The organism is Legionella brunensis (genome assembly GCF_001467025.1).
Classification (GTDB): Bacteria; Pseudomonadota; Gammaproteobacteria; order Legionellales; family Legionellaceae; genus Tatlockia; species Tatlockia brunensis.
The window spans coordinates 1-19,044 of sequence record NZ_LNXV01000007.1 but is presented as its reverse complement, the minus strand read 5'-3'; the positions used below and the strand labels follow the sequence as shown (position 1 = coordinate 19,044).

Here is a 19,044-nt window from a genome sequence, read left to right as displayed (position 1 = left end):
TGAAGAAACAAGCAATCCACTCTAACAATTCGTTGCAGGTCTATCCTGCACTTGTGGATCTGGTTGGTCTTTGTCTGCAGGAACAAAAAATTGCCAACCAATACGATTTGTCTCGCTATTCTCTAAAGTCTCAGGGGGGGGGTTAGCCTCCAGGAGACGTTCGGAGATAGAGTCTGAGCGATGCACTTCAAGAAACAATTTTATAATGTATTGCCCTGTAAAAGTGTTTAGTAAGTTAGTTAATGCCTGTTCTTGTTTATTAACTGTTATCGTTAGCATTTCAGGTTTTAAGAGCTTTATTAATTTAGGATTGTTACAAAATAGTTGTCGAAGTAACAATTGGCCAGATACAGATGCTGTTAGCCAATAAAAGGCATAAGAGCTGCTTCCATCTTTTGTTACACGACATAATGCGGTTGCAAACTCATCGGTCGCCAAGTCCCTTCTCTGAAAAATGATGGAGAGTAGATCGAATCGTTGCCAAAAACTAAGATAATAAAGAACTGATATCTCTTCCCCTTTATGCTTTATTATGTTGAGTGGTTTACAAAGCATTGTAGTAACAACTGCATCCATTAACCCAGGATTTTGATTTAATAATTTAATTAATGCCTCCTCTCCCTCCTTACTTTGAACTAAGAGATACAAAGAGGTGGCATTGGCCTCAGGCGACACTATACCCGGCTTTACAATAAAGGGCTGGCTTAATGCATCGACAGAAAGAGTGGGGCCAGGTGAAGAAGGAAGGTTTAATAACTTATGAAATAACTTCACACCATTTTTCACCATCAGTAAAGAATATAAGCCAGAGTATGCTTTTATATGATGAACGGACATTACACGATTAGCAGCACTACTAAACGCTTCTCCTCGAAGACACTCATTGTTCTCTAATAACAAAGTTAGGATTTCTATCCCTTCCTCCCCCATTAAACATAAAATAGAAAAAAGGGAGCTGTTTTCAAGCCCTGGGCCTTCAAGCGTAATCTGATGATATAAAGTCTCAGACGTTATATGGGAAATCATCCACGGGTACTTAATTAAAAGATAAGTAATCAACTTGATTCCCTTCTCATCGACAGCCAAGTTCGCAAATGCTGTTGTTGCTACATCATCTGGCGTATTAGCCATATGACACAGCGCCTCAGCAAATGATTGGGTTACTAGGGCTGGATTTTCAATCAATAAGTAACCTAGTATTTGCGTTCCCAATTCAGAACGGGATAATAAATAAACAGCGTTAATATCCGTACAACCCGGATGATTTTTAGACGAAGGAACTAATTGACATAACACTTGTGCAGATAGTTTATGAGCTAGCATTCGGTTGGAGCTAACTAATACATAAAGCAATGCTGGAATTTTCTTATATGGAATTAAACTGAGCAATAAAGGTTTTTCTGCCGTGCCAGCGTAGATGCTTTCTAAGTGTTTTGCAGTAATTAACTCACAAAACGCACTATTTTGATTCAACACGTCAATTAGCAAATCATGACTATGTTCCGATGAAGCAAGTTCCAAGAATAGGCATTTTTTTCCTGGAAGCACTATCTCAAAAAGATATTTTGTTGCATTTGGGTCTTTAAATAATTTCCTTAAATTATTCGCAGTACAGTTTTTTAATAATCCCTCCACGTATTGCTCTTTGGTTAATTTCTTTTCCTTAGTTAGCAGAGCTTTTTTAACTATAACATCAGGCTTTGTTAGTTTAGCTTGCTGTTCTTTTTGGGTTACTTGATCAGATCTTTGTTTTTCCTGTGATATCACAGTCACTTGCGGTTTTGGGGAAAAAAAACTGACAAAATCTGCTTCTTGCTTCCCTAGTTTTTCAATAAAAATCTGCTTGGCTTGTTCAATATTTCCGTTTTGATATTGCTTTTTTGCTTCGTCCTGCCAATTCATTGTTGTTGCCATTTCATAGGCTAATGGTTGATTACTACTATTGGGTATTACCTTTAGGTATAGACGGTTAATTAATGTCTCCAAACCCCGGTGATTTTCTTGATAAATCACTGTCATGTCCTGTGTCCGTGTTAGCATGACAAACAGTTGATTAAACAAAGGGCCAAATTTGACATTACCAATGCCTTCCTTAGCACGATGAATTGTTTTCCCTAATGACTTAATATTTTGGGTTAAAATCGTATTGGCCTCGATAAAAAGTTCATGTTCCAATGGCTTGTAGATAATAGTAATTGGATATTCAAGTCCTTTAATCTTATCAGACGAAAAAACTAACGGCGTTTTAAACAAGGCAGAGGCTTCTTTCTTGAAACGCTCATGCGTAATCACGGCTACTGCTGGAGTAGAAGCCGCTTTTATTAATTCTGCGAGCTCATTATCAGAAAATCTATCTCGCCATCGGATCTCACCTACACTATCTGTGTTTTGAGAGTCAGCAATTTCGACAAACTCATTCTTATCTGCAATCCCTCCTGTTAATACGTTTTTAATATCAATGACTTCATTCACCAACGGGATAACATTCGACGGGCAACGATATGTTGTCGATAACTCAACATGCGTTAGTTTTTTGCGCCGTTTTTCATATAAGTCGAAAAGAAAAGGTCTTTTTGATATTTTGTCTCGAAGACTTTGATGAGTATCCATAAGAAAGGCACAATCTTGAGCTAGATTACTGATCAACATCAATTGTAGAAAAGACCAATCTTGAGCTTCATCCGCAACAACAAGAGAATAATTAGATTTCGATTCAAAAAAATAAAAAGCAGGGTTTAAAAACTTACTACTGTCCAACTCTTTGGTATAGGAGGTATAAGCTTCAAGCAACCATTGTTTTCGTCGAGGGCTATGAAACAAAGATTGTTTTTCTCCTAACTTCATATATTCCATAGGATTACTATAAGCACCTAAAATCCGAAATTCTTGATAGACCTGCTCCTGTTGTTTTACAAACTCATCCAAAATTTTTATTTCTTCTGAGTTCTTTGAACGTGCTCCTTTTTGTGTGGTTTTACATATTTTTTTACGCTTAGCTACGTAAGTAGTAAACCAAGTAAAAAAATGTTCTTCTCCTACAAATTGTTTTTCTTTCGTAACTGGATCTAACTCATGAAGCATCTGCCGATACGTTTTACATTGCACTTTATTATTGGCAACGCCGTAATAAGCCGCAAATTCCTCCCACATTTCTTGGATTACTTTTACGAGATCTGCCGATTCAGTAATATAAAGAAAAGAGGCTCCATTTTCTTGATTTTGTTGAAGTGCAGCCTGGGTTAATATTGCAAAGGCCCCACATGTTTTCCCTGAACCAGGGGGACCACTGACGAGAAGAGGTAGTGGTGCTCGCTTGACTTCTTGTTGACGAACATTAAATTCAATGAATGTTTTATTGTAGAATTCTACTTGCGCATATTGCAGTTGCCCTGGATCCTCCGCACTACCTTCCAATTTAATCTCTTCTTCTGCACAATCAATAAAACCTTCTTCGAAATTAATGATCTCTTCCGTCAAACCCTTCGCATTTTTCTCAAGATAATTTCTTAAAACACCCGATTTAAGAAAACGAGATTTCTGATAATCATGCTCAGGTACTACCTCTAGCAATAATAAGTAAGCTTTTCCTTGTACATGAATTGTTGTAAAAAGAAGCCGGTCACGCCGATTAACACGCACACTATAAACACGATGCCCGGATAACTTTTTTAAGTCCAGATCAGCTGCTTTATAATTACCAAACACAATCTTGTTAATTGTTTCTTGATATCCCTCCAACAAACTCGGATCACCTATTATTCTGTCCCAATATATTTTCATAACAATTTAGCCAATTGAACTTTTAATGAATGAATTGGGCGCAAATTTACCATTTGGATGCTAAAACCTGTATGGGTAAAAGTACCCAACATGAGCAATAGCTATTGTTAAAATTAGTGATATGATCCAGGCATTGACGGCCAACAAAGAGTTCACTATGGAGCTTTTACGGATTGCAACAAGACAAAGCCCTCTGGCTTTATGGCAAGCTAATTTTATTGCGGAGAAAATTAATGAACTCCATCCTGCTGTACGCATAGAACTCGTTCCTATGCTAACCTCAGGCGATAGATTTCAAAAAGACAAACTTCAGGCAGTTGGTGGTAAAGGGCTTTTCGTTAAAGAACTTGAAGAGGCCTTATTAGACAAGCGTGCTGACATTGCCGTTCATTCGATGAAGGATGTCCCTGCTTCGTTTCCCGAAGGTCTTTGCTTACCCGTGATTAGTAAGCGTGATATTCCTTTTGACGCACTTATCACCCAAGCACATCGGAGCTTAGAACATCTACCTGAAGGCTCAATCATAGGAACTACAAGCTTAAGACGACAATCACAGTTACTTGCCCATCGTCCTGATTTAACCATTAAACCGTTACGTGGCAACGTCAATACGCGTCTAGAGAAATTAAAGGCCGGAGAATATGATGCAATTGTGCTTGCACTTGCTGGTCTTGAACGTTTAGGGATGGTGGAGAATGTAAGTGAAATTTTAGATGATGAAATTATGTTACCGGCCTGTGGCCAAGGCGCCTTGGGGATTGAATGTCGTCAAGACGATACAGTCCTTCAAAAACTTATTACGCCTTTAAATGACATACTTTCATCTCTCTGCGTAAAAGTTGAGCGGCATGTTAATGCACTTTTGGGAGGAAATTGTCATGTCCCTTTGGCTGTTTATTGCAAGCCACAACCGGGTGAGCAACTGCTTTTACGTGCCAGAGTTTTAAATATGAGCGGCACAGTCATGATTGAAGACAGCCAAGAAGGAGCCCATTCAGAAGCAATGACTCTGGCAGATAATTGTGCACAGGCGCTCCTTAGTAAGGGTGCTGACAAATTACTTTTTCAACCATGATAAAGTGTTTGCAAGGTTTACGTGTTTTAAATACTAGACCATTAGAACAAGGAAAATTACTAAGCTCCTCTATTGTCGCAGCAGGTGGTATAGCAATTGAATGCCCAGCATTAGCCATTGAAGCCCTCAAATTTTCGTTACCTAACCTGCATCATGCGACACAAGCTATTTTTATTAGTGCCAATGCAGTCAATTATTTATTTGATAAATTAAAACAACAACACATCCTTTGGCCATCGGCAATTAAAACCATTGCGCTTGGCCAAGGTACTGCTGCCGCGTTACGGAAACAAAATGTCCTTATTGATTGTCTTCCCGATGAAGCAACAAGCGAATCACTGCTAACGCTCTCTACTTTACAAGATATCAAAGGCAAAACTGTTCTTTTATTTAAGGGGGAAGGAGGACGCACTACTATTTCTGAAACATTAATAGCCCGTGGGGCTAATCTAAACATAATAGAAGTTTACAAACGCATCATGCCCAACTTTAAGCAACAATATCTTGATTCGTTGTGGCGTGAAAATGCTGTGGATATTATACTGTTTACAAGTCAGCAAGCGATGCAAAATATCTTTACGATGTTTGGTAAAGCCGCTCATGTTTGGCTCTGCAATACGCCTTGTCTAGTTATTAGTGAGCGCTTAGCAGAAGCAGCGGCGCTATTAGGGATTCGGCAAATTATGGTCAGCAATCCAGAAACCATTTTACAGACACTGCATCAATTTAACGAAGGATTAGCTCATGGCGAATAACAATGAAGTGCAGACTAAAAAATCGTCTTCCAAATCAATCCCGGATGATTCTAAAAAATCTACGCCGCACGTAGAAAAAAAGCCTTCTGTCACCTTAACTTCGTCTCCAACATTCGTTTTAATTTTCTCAATACTCGCTCTCGCCACCGCTGCTATTGCCATTGTTTGTAGCATTTATGCGCTTAAAGCTAATCTGCAATTAGTCGCAAAAACCACACAGAAAACACAACTATTAAGCACAGAATTCAGCTCATTAAAAGCACAGCAGCAAGAAGCCCAATCACTTGAAACGGATATCAAAACCCTTAATCAAAGCCAGATCCAGTTACAAGATCATATAAAAGCCCTCGATAATGCTTTAAAAATTGCACTACAACAACGTTTATATCAAAAACAAGATTGGATTCTTTTAAAAGCACGATACTATTTAGAGCTTGCACAAATTAATGCTCACTGGAGTGACGACCAACAAACTACTATTGCTCTTTTACAACAAGCAGATACGCTATTAGCAGCCTTATCTTATCAGCAAGTCTTGACTATCAGACAGGCCATTGCCCAAGAAATTGCGCAGCTTCAAGTCCTCCCTAAGGTAGATGTCGCAGGTTTATTAAGCCAATTAGATGCGGCTAAAAATAATCTATCTAATTTGCCATTAAAAAAACCAATCTCCCATCCGCAATCCCATGATACTAACGGGAAAACGTCTTCCGAATGGCGTGACCAATTGCGAGATAGCATCAACTCTCTTGGGAAATTAGTAGTTATCCGTCGGCATGAAGAGAATGTTGAACCGTTGTTATCACCGCTTCAGCAAGCCATGCTGCAAGAAGTAATTCGCCTGAACTTGGAAGAGGCTCAATGGGCCATATTGCAAAATAATTCATCGGTATATCAATTAGCATTAACACAAGCCATAAACGCAATAAAACGCACTTTTGATGAAACAGCTTCGAGCACTCAAGCGCTCATTAAGCAATTACAAGCCTTGCAACAACAAAAATTAAACCTGGCTAAGCCTGTCATCGGCAAAGCACTTCCTTTACTCAATCAATTAATTGACAACAAAAATTTACAATCACATACTCCAGCATCCAAGGAAGGAGAGCAGTTACCATGATACGTATCCTTATCATCTTTATAGTCCTGCTGGCCTCTGTTTGGTTAGGTATTCAATTAAACAGGGATCCTGGCTATATATTAATTGCTATTAACCAATGGACAATTGAAACGACTTTATGGGTTGCAATTATTGGAGTAATTCTTGCGTTTTTTTTAATTCATATTTTTCTATTAATCTTAGGCAAAATTACTCATAGTCCTGATGCATTTCGTAAATGGCAGATGAAACGCCGTACTCAAAAAGCACAAGCCAAAACCCAAAAAGGACTCATCGAATTTAGTGAGGGCTACTGGGCACAAGCGAAAAATCATTTGATTCGAGCTCTTCCCGACACAGACTCCCCATTACTCAATTACTTAACCGCAGCCCGTGCTGCCCAAGAGATGGGCGATAATAAATTACGGGATGATTATTTACGTGAAGCTCAACAATCAATGCCAGATGCCAAAATTGCAGTCGAGCTCACTCAGGCTCAACTACAATTGGCTAACAAACAGTGGGAACAAGCCTTAGCTACTCTCAGACATTTGCAAGATTTAGCCCCTCATCATCCTTATGTCCTCAAACTGTTGGTGCGTCTTTATAAGGAAGTCAAAGATTGGCCACAATTAATTACCTTATTACCTGAATTAAAAAAGAATCGGGTACTTTCACCTAAAACATTTGAGCAATTACGTCTTGAAGCTTACAAAGAAGTGTTGGATGACCTTGCAAAATCCTCCGAGGCTGAACTTTTAAACAAAATGATAGCCAACTTACCGAAAGACCTCTCTCAAAATCCCGAGTTAATGGCTATTTATTGCCGCTTTTTACTTGAAAGTCATGAAGATAAAAAAGCGGAATCAATTCTTCATCACTGTCTACGAAAAGAATTTAATGAACAATTAATTACCTTATATGGTCAATTGAATATGGGAGATAAACCTTTGATCTTTGCTGAATCACTCCTTAAAAAAAATCCTGATTCTGCAGCTTTATACCTTTGCTTGGGGCGTTTAAGTTTGACCAATAATTTATGGGGCAAAGCGCGCAACTATTTTGAAAAAAGCATTGCTTTCAGAGCTACTGCTGAGGCTTATGTTGAATTGGGAAAATTGCTTGAAAAACTTAGTGATCAGGCTGGTGCATGTAACGCTTATCACCAAGGGTTAGTTCTAACCATTCAAAAAAATAAACCTTAAGGCCTGTTACAATTATCTGAGCCAGGTGGCTTAGTTTTCTGCGTTCCGAAAATGTATACTCTAATCTTCAAAATCAAACCATTTTGGCGAAATATAAACAGCCCTAGTAATCTATTTCTCACTCAATAAAAACTTTTGCAATACGTTAATCTTCATTTAAGTATTTTTTCCTATACTATGCACAGAATTGACCCAATCGAGATAACCAATGCCTACTATTGCGAATTTTAATGCGGCCCCCAATAAAACCTCTTTTTTGCTAAAAGAAGACCTCGATACACAATTTTATCAGCAGTTAAATGCCTTATCTAAAAAAGAGAGAGAAGAACTCGCGCAAAACATAGTTGCGCAACGTGACTCCAACTTCCCTCACTTAATAGAAAAACTCAGTAGACTGTGCTTTGCAGACAAAGGCCCTCTTTTTATTAGAGGTGGAAGTGCCGACTTTTTAGGTGGTATCCTCTTTGAACTGGTTCGACAAAAAGAGCTGGCACGCGAGGAAAGCAAGACATTTGCCGCAAGCTTTAAGGCAAGACCTACGACATTACCTCTTAATTATGAATTCGATAAAGAAGTTAAAGCAATTTTCTCTTTAATTAAAAAAGTTGCCCAAGAATATGCTGCAACTCAAAAGAATGAAAATTTTGTCAAAAATTTATGGAGTAATTTGGCCAATAAAATTTTTAATCCTTTGGTTTTAGCAGCTAATGACCTGAACCTTGCAAGAAATATGCAGGCGGTTATTAGTAACACCGAGGCTCTTAATAGCTATTTCGAAGCTCGCCTCAATGATCCAGAAGCTTATGTTCAAGCTATAAAAGAAATTAAAGCTCGTATTAAAGAGCCCTGGGATTTAGGTGGTTTTGCATTTTTTCGCGGCGGGGTTACCACAACTTTAGATGGTCAAACCCTTAGAGTCCCCCACCGAGTAGCCAAAATGGTCGACTTGATTCAGGAGTATGAAAGCAAAACAACACACACTGAAGAAGAGACTTATAAACTGTATAAAGATATACAAGAGTATGCTCAAGAAGCACTCGACTCTCCGCGAACCGCTCAGAAAGAGTCAACAAAAGTTTTCTACCGAGCGCTGGTGAATGACTCTTATCTCTTAAATAGAAAAGAAGTACCGCTGAACGATGCAGCTCGTCCTTTAGCTTGATAATTCATTAAGCCTCTTCTAGGGTCTTATATGGAATTAGCTATAACATTCAAACAATAAATGGTTTATTTTTGATCAAAAATAACTTATTGGTTGTATAATTAACCAATAAGTTATTTTATTGGTCAATAATGAAAGCAAAAGACCCTTCTTTCTCCTATTGGTTTGATCCTTCCTCTGCAGAGGCAATAGATATCAATAATTACTTACACTCCATTGAAGATTATGAGGCCCAAGAAATTGTTGAAAGAGAATCATCCAAGCAAATAGTTATTTTGCAACAAAAAGAACACAATACAATACAATTAACCTATCTTCATGAGCATAAGCTACAGAAAAAAATCTTAATCATACCTTCAGATAATGCAGGGTGTGTGATTGAAGAAACATCAGCAGGCAACAAACAATACACGGGAATCCAAGATGCAATTCAACGCATTGTGGGAAAAGATGCCATTATTTTCAAAAATCTTAATTATGTTGACTCTACCTTAAAAGCTCATAAAGAGAATCCTTTATCGGATTTGACTATTAATGAAATACTGGATATTTCTGCTACTTATGCAACCTTTGTTTGCGATCAAAGTAAAGAAGCAGAGAATCTTCGGGCAGAATGTTTTTTTTATAGATTTCGGCAACAACTTCCTAAATTAGAAAATTTAAGTCCACTCCTATTGCAGCAATATATTCTCGCATTTCAAGGTATCTTAGAAGATGAGCTTGAAACAGATATTATTCGATCTAAATGTTACGTTAATCTAGCAAAATTGATCCAAGAGTTGCCAGAAACAATTCGTCTTGATCTGACAATGATGCATTGGTATGTGCTGTATTTGGCAAAAATGTATACCTCTGTTCAAAATAAAGAATACAGTTCACTAATGAATGAATATTTAGCTATTTGTTATAAGCTATCGGGGGAAGAATCATCACAAAAAAGTTTGCAATACCTCCCTTCGTTATCAGGTTACAAAGCACTTACTCAGAATATTTCTCAATTTTTATTTAGAAGATTTATTGCTGATTGGAGGCAAGAAGATTCGGAAATCAATGAAGTTCAGAATATCATTAGAGTGATTTCTGACCTAATATATCATGCTCCTATTCTTAAAGAATTTAATCTTGTCCCAATATCACAGCTAGAAAAAATCACAGCCATCTTTAAAAGTCCAAACAATTTCTTAACAACAAATCAAATTTTCAATTGCATTGACTCAAATTTCTTTGATAAAACTTTGGAACAGAGTTTGTTAGTTGATGTTTTAAATTTTATCAAGAAAAACAGTAAATTCCTTAAAATTGAGGTTATTATTAATTTTACTGAATTTGATGACACTGCGTTAAAAAATAAAAAAAGTCGCTATCATTATCCTCTATTATTTACTCCCATGCAGGATAATGATGAAAAATTACATCAGGCATTTTCTGAGTTTAAACCCCAAAAAGTTACTATTGATGTACATGGAGGCGGGAATTTAATCACCCTAAAGAATGGTAAAAAATCTCCTGATGATACTGCAATATATTTAGCCTCCTATTTAAAAAAAGCTCCCTTAAGTACTGATTCCTTTACAATTAATTTGATTAGTTGTTATGGCGCGGGTTCTATAAAAAAAAATATCAGGCCCGAAAATAGTTTTGCTTATCAACTTTGTAAAAAACTAGCAGAGCTCAATATAAATACTACGGTTATTGCACGAATAGAGACAGTTTCAGTAGATGAAATAAATGGCCAAAAAAAAGTAACGAGTACCCATCATAAACCTCATGGTAAATTTAAATTTCAATTTGATGAGCATCATAAAATTCAAATACACCACTTTGACTACACATCCCGTTCCTGGAAAGAATATCAACCAACGCCATTCAACAATGAAAAACCTGAAGAATCAACAGATTCAAACACCCAAGACTCTATAGAAAATTTACGGCCAATCTAGTGCTTCACCTAATCTAGAATAGGTTTACATGCATCCTCACAAAACGTTAAACTGCGCTCTACTTGTATAGTTGCATGATGAATCTTGTGCTTATCGCGCAACATCTTAACTAGTGATTGCCTGGCCTCATCACTCAGAGGCATTTCCGGCATAAAAAGATGAACGGATAAAGCATTTTCTTTGGTACTTAAAGCCCAAATGTGCAAATCATGTACCTCCTTTACACCGTCTTCTGCCTGCAAGGAGTCACGCACATCCATCCAAGAAATCCCACGCGGTACAGCATCAATAATTAAATGAAAACTGTCTGTAAACAATGACCAGGTTCCTTTAATAATTATAAATGCGATTAATAAACCAACCACAGGGTCTATCCACAGCCAATGGGTGAAATAAAGGATAATTGCTGAGATCACAACACCAACAGAAATTAGTGCATCATACAATAAATGCAAAAAAGCCCCGCGAATATTCAAATCATCTGAACCATGCATAAATAAGGCAGCGGTGGCACCATTCACCAAAATGCCTATACTGGCAACAATAATAACGGAAACCGCCTGAATTTCTGTCGGGGTAAACAACTTATACATGGCTTCAGTCGCAATGATACCGCAAGTAAATACCAATAAAACGCCATTAGCCAATGCAGCCAAAATGGAAGTTTTTTTCATCCCGTAAGTCGTATGATTGGTAGGGATGCGTTTTAATAGTCGATTTGCAATCCAAGCTAAAATCAGGCTAAGCACATCGCCCAAATTATGTATGGCATCCGCGAGCAAGCTGGTGGAGTTAGCCACATAAGCAAAAATAATCTGGAAAATAACAAATAATCCATTGGCAATAATGGCAATTAAGAATGCCCCATTAAATTGTGACACCTCATGATGATGCCCGTGAGCATGCGAATGAGAATGATTGTGGTCATGCTCATCATGTTCATGTTGGTGAAAAATCATTCTTTCTCCTGGTTTTCAGAAATATTGGGCAGGCCACACTCCTCACTACCATAATAGTTTATCCCAATTTTAATACGTTCACGCTCATTCTGTTTGCGCCACAAATTGGTATCCCGTAAGGAATAAACACAGCCACAATACTCTTGCTTATAAAAATTCTCACGTTTGGCTATTTGATACATTCTTTCCGAGCCGCCATTTTTGCGCCAATTATAGGTCCAATACTCCATGTTGGGATAACGACTAGCAGCGCGAATCCCGGAATCATTAATCTGACTCATATCTTTCCAGCGAGAAATCCCTAAAGAACTACTAAAGACTGCAAAACCATGTTCATAAGCATAAAGCGCCGTTCGCTCAAATCTCATATCAAAACAAGCTGTACAGCGTTTTCCACGCTCAGGCTCCCACTCTAATCCTTTCACGCGAGCAAACCAATTGTCTTTATCATAATCGGCATCAATAAAAGGGATGTCATGCTTTTTAGCGAACGCAATATTTTCTTGTTTTCTAATTTCATATTCCTGTACAGGATGAATATTAGGGTTATAAAAGAAAATAGAAAAATCTATCTTTGACGCTAATAATGCCTCCATTACCTCCCCTGAGCAGGGGGCACAGCAAGAATGGAGTAATAATTTATCCGCCCCGTTTGGCAGTGCTAATTGCTCACGTTCAATCATGATGAGGTACCCGATATATTAATAAAATGTTGACGATAGTATACAAGTTCAGCAATGGAGTCTTTGATATCATCGAGGGCCAAATGTTTAGATTCCTTTATCACACCATTCATTAATTTGGGGCGCCAACGTTTAACTAATTCCTTTAAAGTACTGACATCAAGGTTGCGATAATGGAAATACGCAGCTAATTCAGGCATATATTTATATAAAAAACGTCTATCCTGGCAAATACTATTACCACACATCGGTGATTTACCTTTATCAACATAATTTTTAAGAAAATCAATCGTTTGACGCTCGGCTTCAGCCTCATTTATTACTGATTCTCTGACACGCTTTACTAATCCAGATTGATTATGTTGTTTTGTATTCCACTCATCCATCCCAAGAAGTAACGCATCGTCTTGATGGATTGCAAAAACAGGCCCTTCCGCTAAAATTGTTAATTGCGCATCCGTCACAATTGTTGCGATTTCAATAATGCGATCTTTCTCTGGTTCAAGACCAGTCATTTCTAAATCTATCCAAATTAAATTATCATTATTTTTCATTCTGATTCCAAAGTTGTTTTGCGCAGATAACACGTTGCTCATGAAGCGCTTTTCTAATAGCCTCTCCCTGATACCCCTGGGCTATTAATGCTTGCGGAGATATTTTTGCACATTCTTTAATTAAATGACGCCAATTCGCAGCTTGATTATATTCTTTCTCCTCGAGTCCTCGCCCTTTTGCATCTGCTTCACAAACAAGGAGCAACTTCTCAAATAGATGTGGACGACGAAAAGCATCTGTTTGTTCAAGTACTCTAATTTTTGTTTGTGGCGTAAGTTCAAATAAACGATGAATATTTAAATGGAAACGAGAGACCATTTCTGCAAACTTACGGTAATCTGCAGGAATTCGCAAACGCTCACATAATGCTTTAATAATTTTAACGCCTTTTATTTCATGCTGAATTTGTTTAGGCCACTCCTCCATCGCAGTAGCAGCTTTTCCCAAATCATGCACCAGTGTTGCAAACCGGATCATCGGATCATTAGATAACTTAGCGGCACTTTGCAACGCCATTAAGCTATGTATCCCACTATCAATTTCGGGATGATGCTTTTTAGGATTGGGAACACCAAAAAGGGCATCAATTTCGGGTAAAACCACCTTGAGAGCACCACATGTTCTTAAGGTATTAATAAATACCTCAGGGTTCCTCTCTTCAAGACTCCGATACCACTCCTGCCAAACACGCTCAGGTACTAAATGGCTTAACTCTCCTCGCTTTACCATAAGATACATTAAGGTACGTGTCTCATCAGCAAGTTTAAATCCTAAATGATGATAACGCGCGGCAAAGCGTGCTAGACGTAGAACACGTACTGGATCTTCCGCAAAAGCAGGCGAAACATGTCGTAATAATTTGGCTTTTAAATCTGCTTGTCCATGATAGGGATCAATCAACTGACCATCTGTATCTAAAGCCATCGCATTAATGGTCAAATCACGACGTAATAAATCCTCTTCCAAGCTAACATGAGGATTAAAATCACACTTAAACCCATAATAGCCAGGAGCAGATTTCCGCTCGGTTCTTGCTAAGGCATATTCTTCTTTTGTTTTAGGATGCAGAAAAACAGGGAAATCCCGTCCAACTTGTTGGTAGCCTAATTGCTGTAACTCTTCAGGAGTTGCTCCAACAACTACCCAATCGCGCTCTTTTATTGGATATCCTAATAATTGATCGCGAACAGCACCTCCCACTAAATAGATTTTCATGAATATATGCTTCTCATATTATCAAGCTTGGCATAACATCGCTCAAGTGAGGTTAACTCACTATATCATAATAAATTAGTTCTGCTTCTATGGTAAAATTATGCAGAGACCACGTTTCTAAACCTTGGCAATTATAGACTATTTTTAAATCATGAGTAAAAGACGAGTAAACAAACAACAATCTGCACGCATCCAAAAAATTCAGGCAGATTACCGTCATAATGCTAAAGTCAATGAATTTTCTGCTACTGGCTTGGTTCTAACTCGTTTTAGTAGACACGCAGAAATTGAAGACAGTGGGGGCAACCGTATCCATTGCTCCATTCGTCCTAATATTGATTCTTTGGTGGCGGGTGATCGTGTTATCTGGCAACCAGAAGGTGAAGGTCAAGGAGTTGTCGTTAGCCGCTATCCTCGGGATTCAATGCTGGGGCGTCCTGACAAACGTGGCGAATTTAAGCCTGTGGCAGCTAATATTACACAAATCATGATAGTTGTGGCAGTAAAACCTGAGCTATCCTGGCATTTGCTAGATAGTTATTTAGTAATGGCCGAAAACTTAGGATTACAAATTTGTATTGTACTCAACAAAATTGATCTGGCTTGTGAAGCAATACAAGAAGAGTTATTAGAGCTTTATCAACCTTTAGGTTATCCTCTATTATTCACCAGTAAAATAATTGAACAAAGTTACCGGGAGTTATCCCAAGCACTTAATCATCATGTCAGTGTTTTTGTCGGACAATCAGGTGTGGGTAAATCTTCTTTAATTGCAGGCATCTTGCCTCACGAGGCGAACATCCAAACGGCTGAAATATCCTCAGGAACTGAATTGGGCTGTCATACAACCAGTAATTCTCGTCTTTACCATTTACCAGCAGGAGGAGCTTTGATTGATTCACCTGGAGTACGTGAATTAGGATTATGGCATATGCCCGTGAACCAAATAGTTGAGGGTTACCGAGAATTTCGCCCTCTTATTTCACAATGCAAATTTCGTAATTGTAATCATCGCGACACACCTGAATGTGCGATAATCGCCGCCACAAAAACTGGTCACATTGCAACCAGACGCTATGAAAATTTTATTAAAATTACCACACAATTTGTAAAATAAAAATTTTACCTACATCCCCCATGGACATCATGCATATTAGGATGAGTTACCTGCCCCCCTAGGCTAAATTATAAGAAGACAGTGTTTCATGAGCTATGAAATCTGGCTCTGTTCTCTCAGGGGTTATGGTTTTTTGTAGTGAGTCCAAATAACGTATCAAAACAGTGCGTTGATTTAATCCTAACTCTTGGAGCCCTTCTTTCAATTGCGAAAATATATCAGTAGGCGCAAGTTTTTCAGAGTCTTGCTTTATCAAAAAGGAAGATAGATGACGTTCTAGACTCTCTTTAATATAACTAAAGCTCTGCCTATGCTGCCCTGGATTGGTTCCAAAGATACCCTGCTTCTTATTGGCTCGGACCCCAACAACTGATAAACGCTGAACAAGAAAATTAATTAAGCTATGATGAAACTCACTTTCATTAACTTGTTCCGAGGCACCTCTTAAAACCTCAAGAATATCCTTACGATCTTTTGATGGTAAACTTTTGTTGCTTAATAATTTATTAAATTCAATATTTATGCGAACCCACTGTAAATATTCATTTTGTGGCTGCATTAATGTGTGAACTAATTGCTCTAGAAAACCCTCTATTAAAAATCTGGACTTATTGCCGTATTTTCTTGTCAAAGGAGTAAGTGTTACCAGCAATAACTTTGGATCAAAACAAACCCTATTCTCAGGTTTAAACAAAGACTCATCCTTGATAGTTTTTAACCAATGCAGCGTATCTTCATAACGCGTGTATTTTTTTATAATGTCATTTTGCGCAAGCGCCTTATCAACAATATTGCGCATTACATAAGTATAAATAAATCGAATTTTACTAAAATCACCTAACTCAAGAGCAAACTCTAAAGCCTTATATAACTCTTTTCCTGTGGCAGTAATGGTATTTGTTTCATCCCAAACCTGCAGAGCGGTCCCTGTACGCCACACGTAGCTAAAACTATGCGTCATCAAGGAAACCAGGATTGTCAAAGCTCGTCTGGTAGCCTCTTTATCATCAATATGCCTCCAATCGCGAAAAACATTTTTAGCGGAACACAGGCGCATTTCATCAAGAGCAGCTAAGGGCAATTCTTCTATACCCGGACGAAATTTGACTTGTGGATCATAGTCAATCACTAGTTTGGCAAAAAACTGTCCAGCCACAGCAATGCACTCTCGCTCTCGTGGCGGCTCTTCTTTATTAGTAGGGAGCGTTTCAGTCAGTAACAGCCCTTCCTGAGGCTTGGTAATAAAGCTACTCTCTGCTGTGCCTGAAACACGTGCCGGCTTAGAAACTTGAACCACCTTAGGCGTTTCATTGAGCTGCACATCTTCTATAATTTCAGAAATACGTTTTTTTTGAGCACGCCAAATAACTGTATGATTATAAAGTCGAGCTAATTCATCGCTCGGTAAATCACTCAAAAAGTCAAAAAATTTAATATAAGCTTGCTCGGCAATTTTTTCTTGATCTACTGTGATCTTATGGCTTAAGCGCAGCGCTAATGGATTTAAAGTACCATTTACTAAATCTTTCAGGGCAGCAATCGTTTCTTTATTTATAGGAAGATTTACTTCTTCAGTAGCGACTACTTGCATGTAATATTCATAAAATTGTGATGCTGCAAATTGTAAGCGTCCTAACTCTTTCAAAGTTAACATGCGGAATCGATTAGTAATCGAGAAGCAATAAAAAGTTCCATTAGCCTGATGCTGGCTGACACAGTTAGGTAAGTAAAGCAGCTCTTTTTCATCTTCAGATAAAATAAAATGGGATAAAGGATAATTTGTTAAATTCTCCTGAGTAATCGGGTCCGTATTGTGCGTTAATGTTGGAATTAGTAATTTATAGTAATTTGCGTCGATGTAACCGGCACCAGCTAAGTATTGGGCTAAGCGAATCCAAGAACGATTTTCTGCATTCGGCTTTCGGAAATAATCATCTGGTGTATCTTTAATTTTTTGCCAACGCAACGCATAAAGACGTTTTATATTTTCGATGATTTCGGATGTAATTTGGCCAGCTTCAGGAATCACTTCTAAAAGTTCTTGAATCTTGGGCTTGGTTTCTGCCACCCCTACATCAAGTTTAGTGATTGATTGGCGAAGATGCGAAGCATCAAAATATTCCCCCACCTTTAAGACTTCGTATACTGGTATCAAATTTTTGCATTTACTCACTAATGTAGGATCATAGCGGCACAACCACCTAGCGACATCTGCAAGTTTTTCCTCTAGGTCAGGCGCTTCATTCAAACAATCCAATAAAATATCAACAAGATAATGATTTCGTTGCTTACCATAAATTTCTATGCCATAGAAATGGTTAATATCGTCTAAAGGACAAGCTTCCAAGTCTCTCGTTAATATTTTTAATTTTTCATGAAAATCTTTTAAGTTGCCATTCGTTGCCTTAGCATCAAAATACAGTTCAATTATTTCCAGCAAGTTCGGCAATAACTGCTCAGGGCATTTACCCTTTTTTTCCCAAGTAGGAGCAATTCGCCGAATCACATAATCCCAGAAATTAACATAGGTTTCATTATCGATTTCTTTAGCTAATTCCGCACCTTTCTTGGAACGAATTCTAAACATTTCTTTTAATGTTAATGCTCTGGGTTTAACTTTTTTCAAATCATAAGTTGAAAATACCGCCGATGGCTGCTGTAACCGCTCGAAAAGCCCTTGAATTCTATGCCAAGTATTATCATCGGAAAGATAGATAGAGCGGGGGTCCTGATCTTGCTCCAATCTATAAAACATCTCCGGATCAGACTTATTCGTAAGAACAGGCATTAATATCAAAAGATAAGGCTTCTTCAGATCTATCGCCAAATCTTTAGCCATTGAAACCCAAGGTGCATTATTTTCTCTGGGATCAAAAGTATAATCTTCTGCTTTATCTGCTATTTCCTGCCATCGTTGGGCAAAGATTTCTTGAATCCATTGAAGTTCATATTCATTTAGACTGTCTTGAGGATTACGCTGAGCGACACTTAGTGAAGTAGTGCTATTAAGAAGAGGATATTTTTCTTGGAAATCATGAAGAAATTCCTTATCAACCTTTCCTAACTTATGTTCAATGCTTACTACAGCCTTGATAAATTCATGAACTCGACTGACTAGCATACTGCTCTACATCCTTGTAATGGTAATTAATTTTAATGCATTTATTTTAAACTTACGAGAACAATTTATCGTTTGTTTACTACTTTAGCAATGACAGCGTGGTGGGTAGAATAACATAAACAACTCAAATGAGAATCATTCTTACCAATTTATTTTTTTGAAAAAATGATTTAGCAATTGGAATTTTAAATTCTCAAGCCACTCAACTTTTCGCTGAATTAGGCTGTAACCAACATTCTTATCAGCAATATTACTGCTAATCAAAAACAAAAAAAGCGGCTTAAAAGCCGCTTAGGAAAAAAGCCCTGGCAATGACCTACTTTCGCATGAGGAAGCCTCACACTATCATCGGCGCTGGTCTGTTTCACTACTGAGTTC

The 19,044-nt window shown here is 37.9% G+C and carries 13 protein-coding genes; 7 read left to right on the top strand and 6 right to left on the bottom strand.

The window, feature by feature from the left end:
• Nucleotides 1-21 precede the first annotated feature (21 nt).
• The gene (locus Lbru_RS04505; RefSeq protein WP_058441004.1) at nt 22-3,780 is read right to left on the bottom strand and encodes a RasGAP domain-containing protein; all 3,759 of its coding nucleotides are present in this window, start codon (nt 3,778-3,780) and stop codon (nt 22-24) included.
• Between the two features lie 157 nt (nt 3,781-3,937).
• On the opposite strand from Lbru_RS04505, the gene hemC reads away from it, so the two are divergent.
• The 6 genes from hemC (at nt 3,938) to Lbru_RS04475 (ending at nt 11,016) form a co-directional block, all read left to right on the top strand.
• On the top strand, nt 3,938-4,855 hold the full coding sequence (hemC, locus tag Lbru_RS04500) for a hydroxymethylbilane synthase (protein ID WP_058441003.1): 918 nt from the start codon (nt 3,938-3,940) through the stop codon (nt 4,853-4,855).
• 8 nt (nt 4,856-4,863) lie between these two features.
• Nucleotides 4,864-5,610 carry a uroporphyrinogen-III synthase gene (locus tag Lbru_RS04495; RefSeq protein WP_238583819.1) on the top strand — a complete coding sequence of 249 codons (747 nt, stop codon included), beginning with the start codon at nt 4,864-4,866 and terminating at the stop codon, nt 5,608-5,610.
• Nucleotides 5,600-6,730 carry a uroporphyrinogen-III C-methyltransferase gene (locus tag Lbru_RS04490; RefSeq protein ID WP_058441001.1) on the top strand — a complete coding sequence of 377 codons (1,131 nt, stop codon included), beginning with the start codon at nt 5,600-5,602 and terminating at the stop codon, nt 6,728-6,730. The genes Lbru_RS04495 and Lbru_RS04490 overlap by 11 nt, the downstream gene beginning before the upstream one ends.
• Nucleotides 6,727-7,914, top strand: coding sequence for a heme biosynthesis protein HemY (locus Lbru_RS04485; RefSeq protein ID WP_058441000.1), 1,188 nt, complete (start codon nt 6,727-6,729; stop codon nt 7,912-7,914). Before Lbru_RS04490 ends, Lbru_RS04485 begins: the two co-directional genes overlap by 4 nt.
• A gap of 208 nt (nt 7,915-8,122) precedes the next feature.
• Nucleotides 8,123-9,076, top strand: a complete 954-nt coding sequence (locus tag Lbru_RS04480; protein WP_058440999.1) for a hypothetical protein — start codon at nt 8,123-8,125, stop codon at nt 9,074-9,076.
• Nucleotides 9,077-9,207: 131 nt separating this feature from the next.
• Nucleotides 9,208-11,016 carry a hypothetical protein gene (locus Lbru_RS04475; protein ID WP_058440998.1) on the top strand — a complete coding sequence of 603 codons (1,809 nt, stop codon included), beginning with the start codon at nt 9,208-9,210 and terminating at the stop codon, nt 11,014-11,016.
• A gap of 8 nt (nt 11,017-11,024) precedes the next feature.
• Here Lbru_RS04475 and Lbru_RS04470 read toward each other — a convergent pair whose 3' ends face one another.
• From Lbru_RS04470 to Lbru_RS04455, 4 genes are read right to left on the bottom strand one after another with little or no spacing between them, the layout of a single operon-like run.
• Complete coding sequence (locus Lbru_RS04470) at nt 11,025-11,975, bottom strand: cation diffusion facilitator family transporter (RefSeq protein WP_058440997.1); 951 nt, start codon at nt 11,973-11,975, stop codon at nt 11,025-11,027.
• Nucleotides 11,972-12,658, bottom strand: coding sequence for an epoxyqueuosine reductase QueH (locus Lbru_RS04465; RefSeq protein ID WP_058440996.1), 687 nt, complete (start codon nt 12,656-12,658; stop codon nt 11,972-11,974). Before Lbru_RS04465 ends, Lbru_RS04470 begins: the two co-directional genes overlap by 4 nt.
• Complete coding sequence (orn, locus tag Lbru_RS04460) at nt 12,655-13,212, bottom strand: oligoribonuclease (RefSeq protein ID WP_058440995.1); 558 nt, start codon at nt 13,210-13,212, stop codon at nt 12,655-12,657. The genes Lbru_RS04465 and orn overlap by 4 nt, the downstream gene beginning before the upstream one ends.
• On the bottom strand, nt 13,202-14,428 hold the full coding sequence (locus Lbru_RS04455) for a multifunctional CCA addition/repair protein (protein WP_058440994.1): 1,227 nt from the start codon (nt 14,426-14,428) through the stop codon (nt 13,202-13,204). Before Lbru_RS04455 ends, orn begins: the two co-directional genes overlap by 11 nt.
• A gap of 151 nt (nt 14,429-14,579) precedes the next feature.
• Between Lbru_RS04455 and rsgA the strand changes: the two genes are divergently transcribed.
• On the top strand, nt 14,580-15,545 hold the full coding sequence (rsgA, locus tag Lbru_RS04450) for a small ribosomal subunit biogenesis GTPase RsgA (RefSeq protein WP_058440993.1): 966 nt from the start codon (nt 14,580-14,582) through the stop codon (nt 15,543-15,545).
• 58 nt (nt 15,546-15,603) lie between these two features.
• Here the strand turns inward: rsgA and Lbru_RS04445 are convergent, their stop codons facing one another.
• Nucleotides 15,604-18,666, bottom strand: coding sequence for a hypothetical protein (locus Lbru_RS04445; protein ID WP_058440992.1), 3,063 nt, complete (start codon nt 18,664-18,666; stop codon nt 15,604-15,606).
• Between the last annotated feature and the right edge of the window lie 378 nt (nt 18,667-19,044).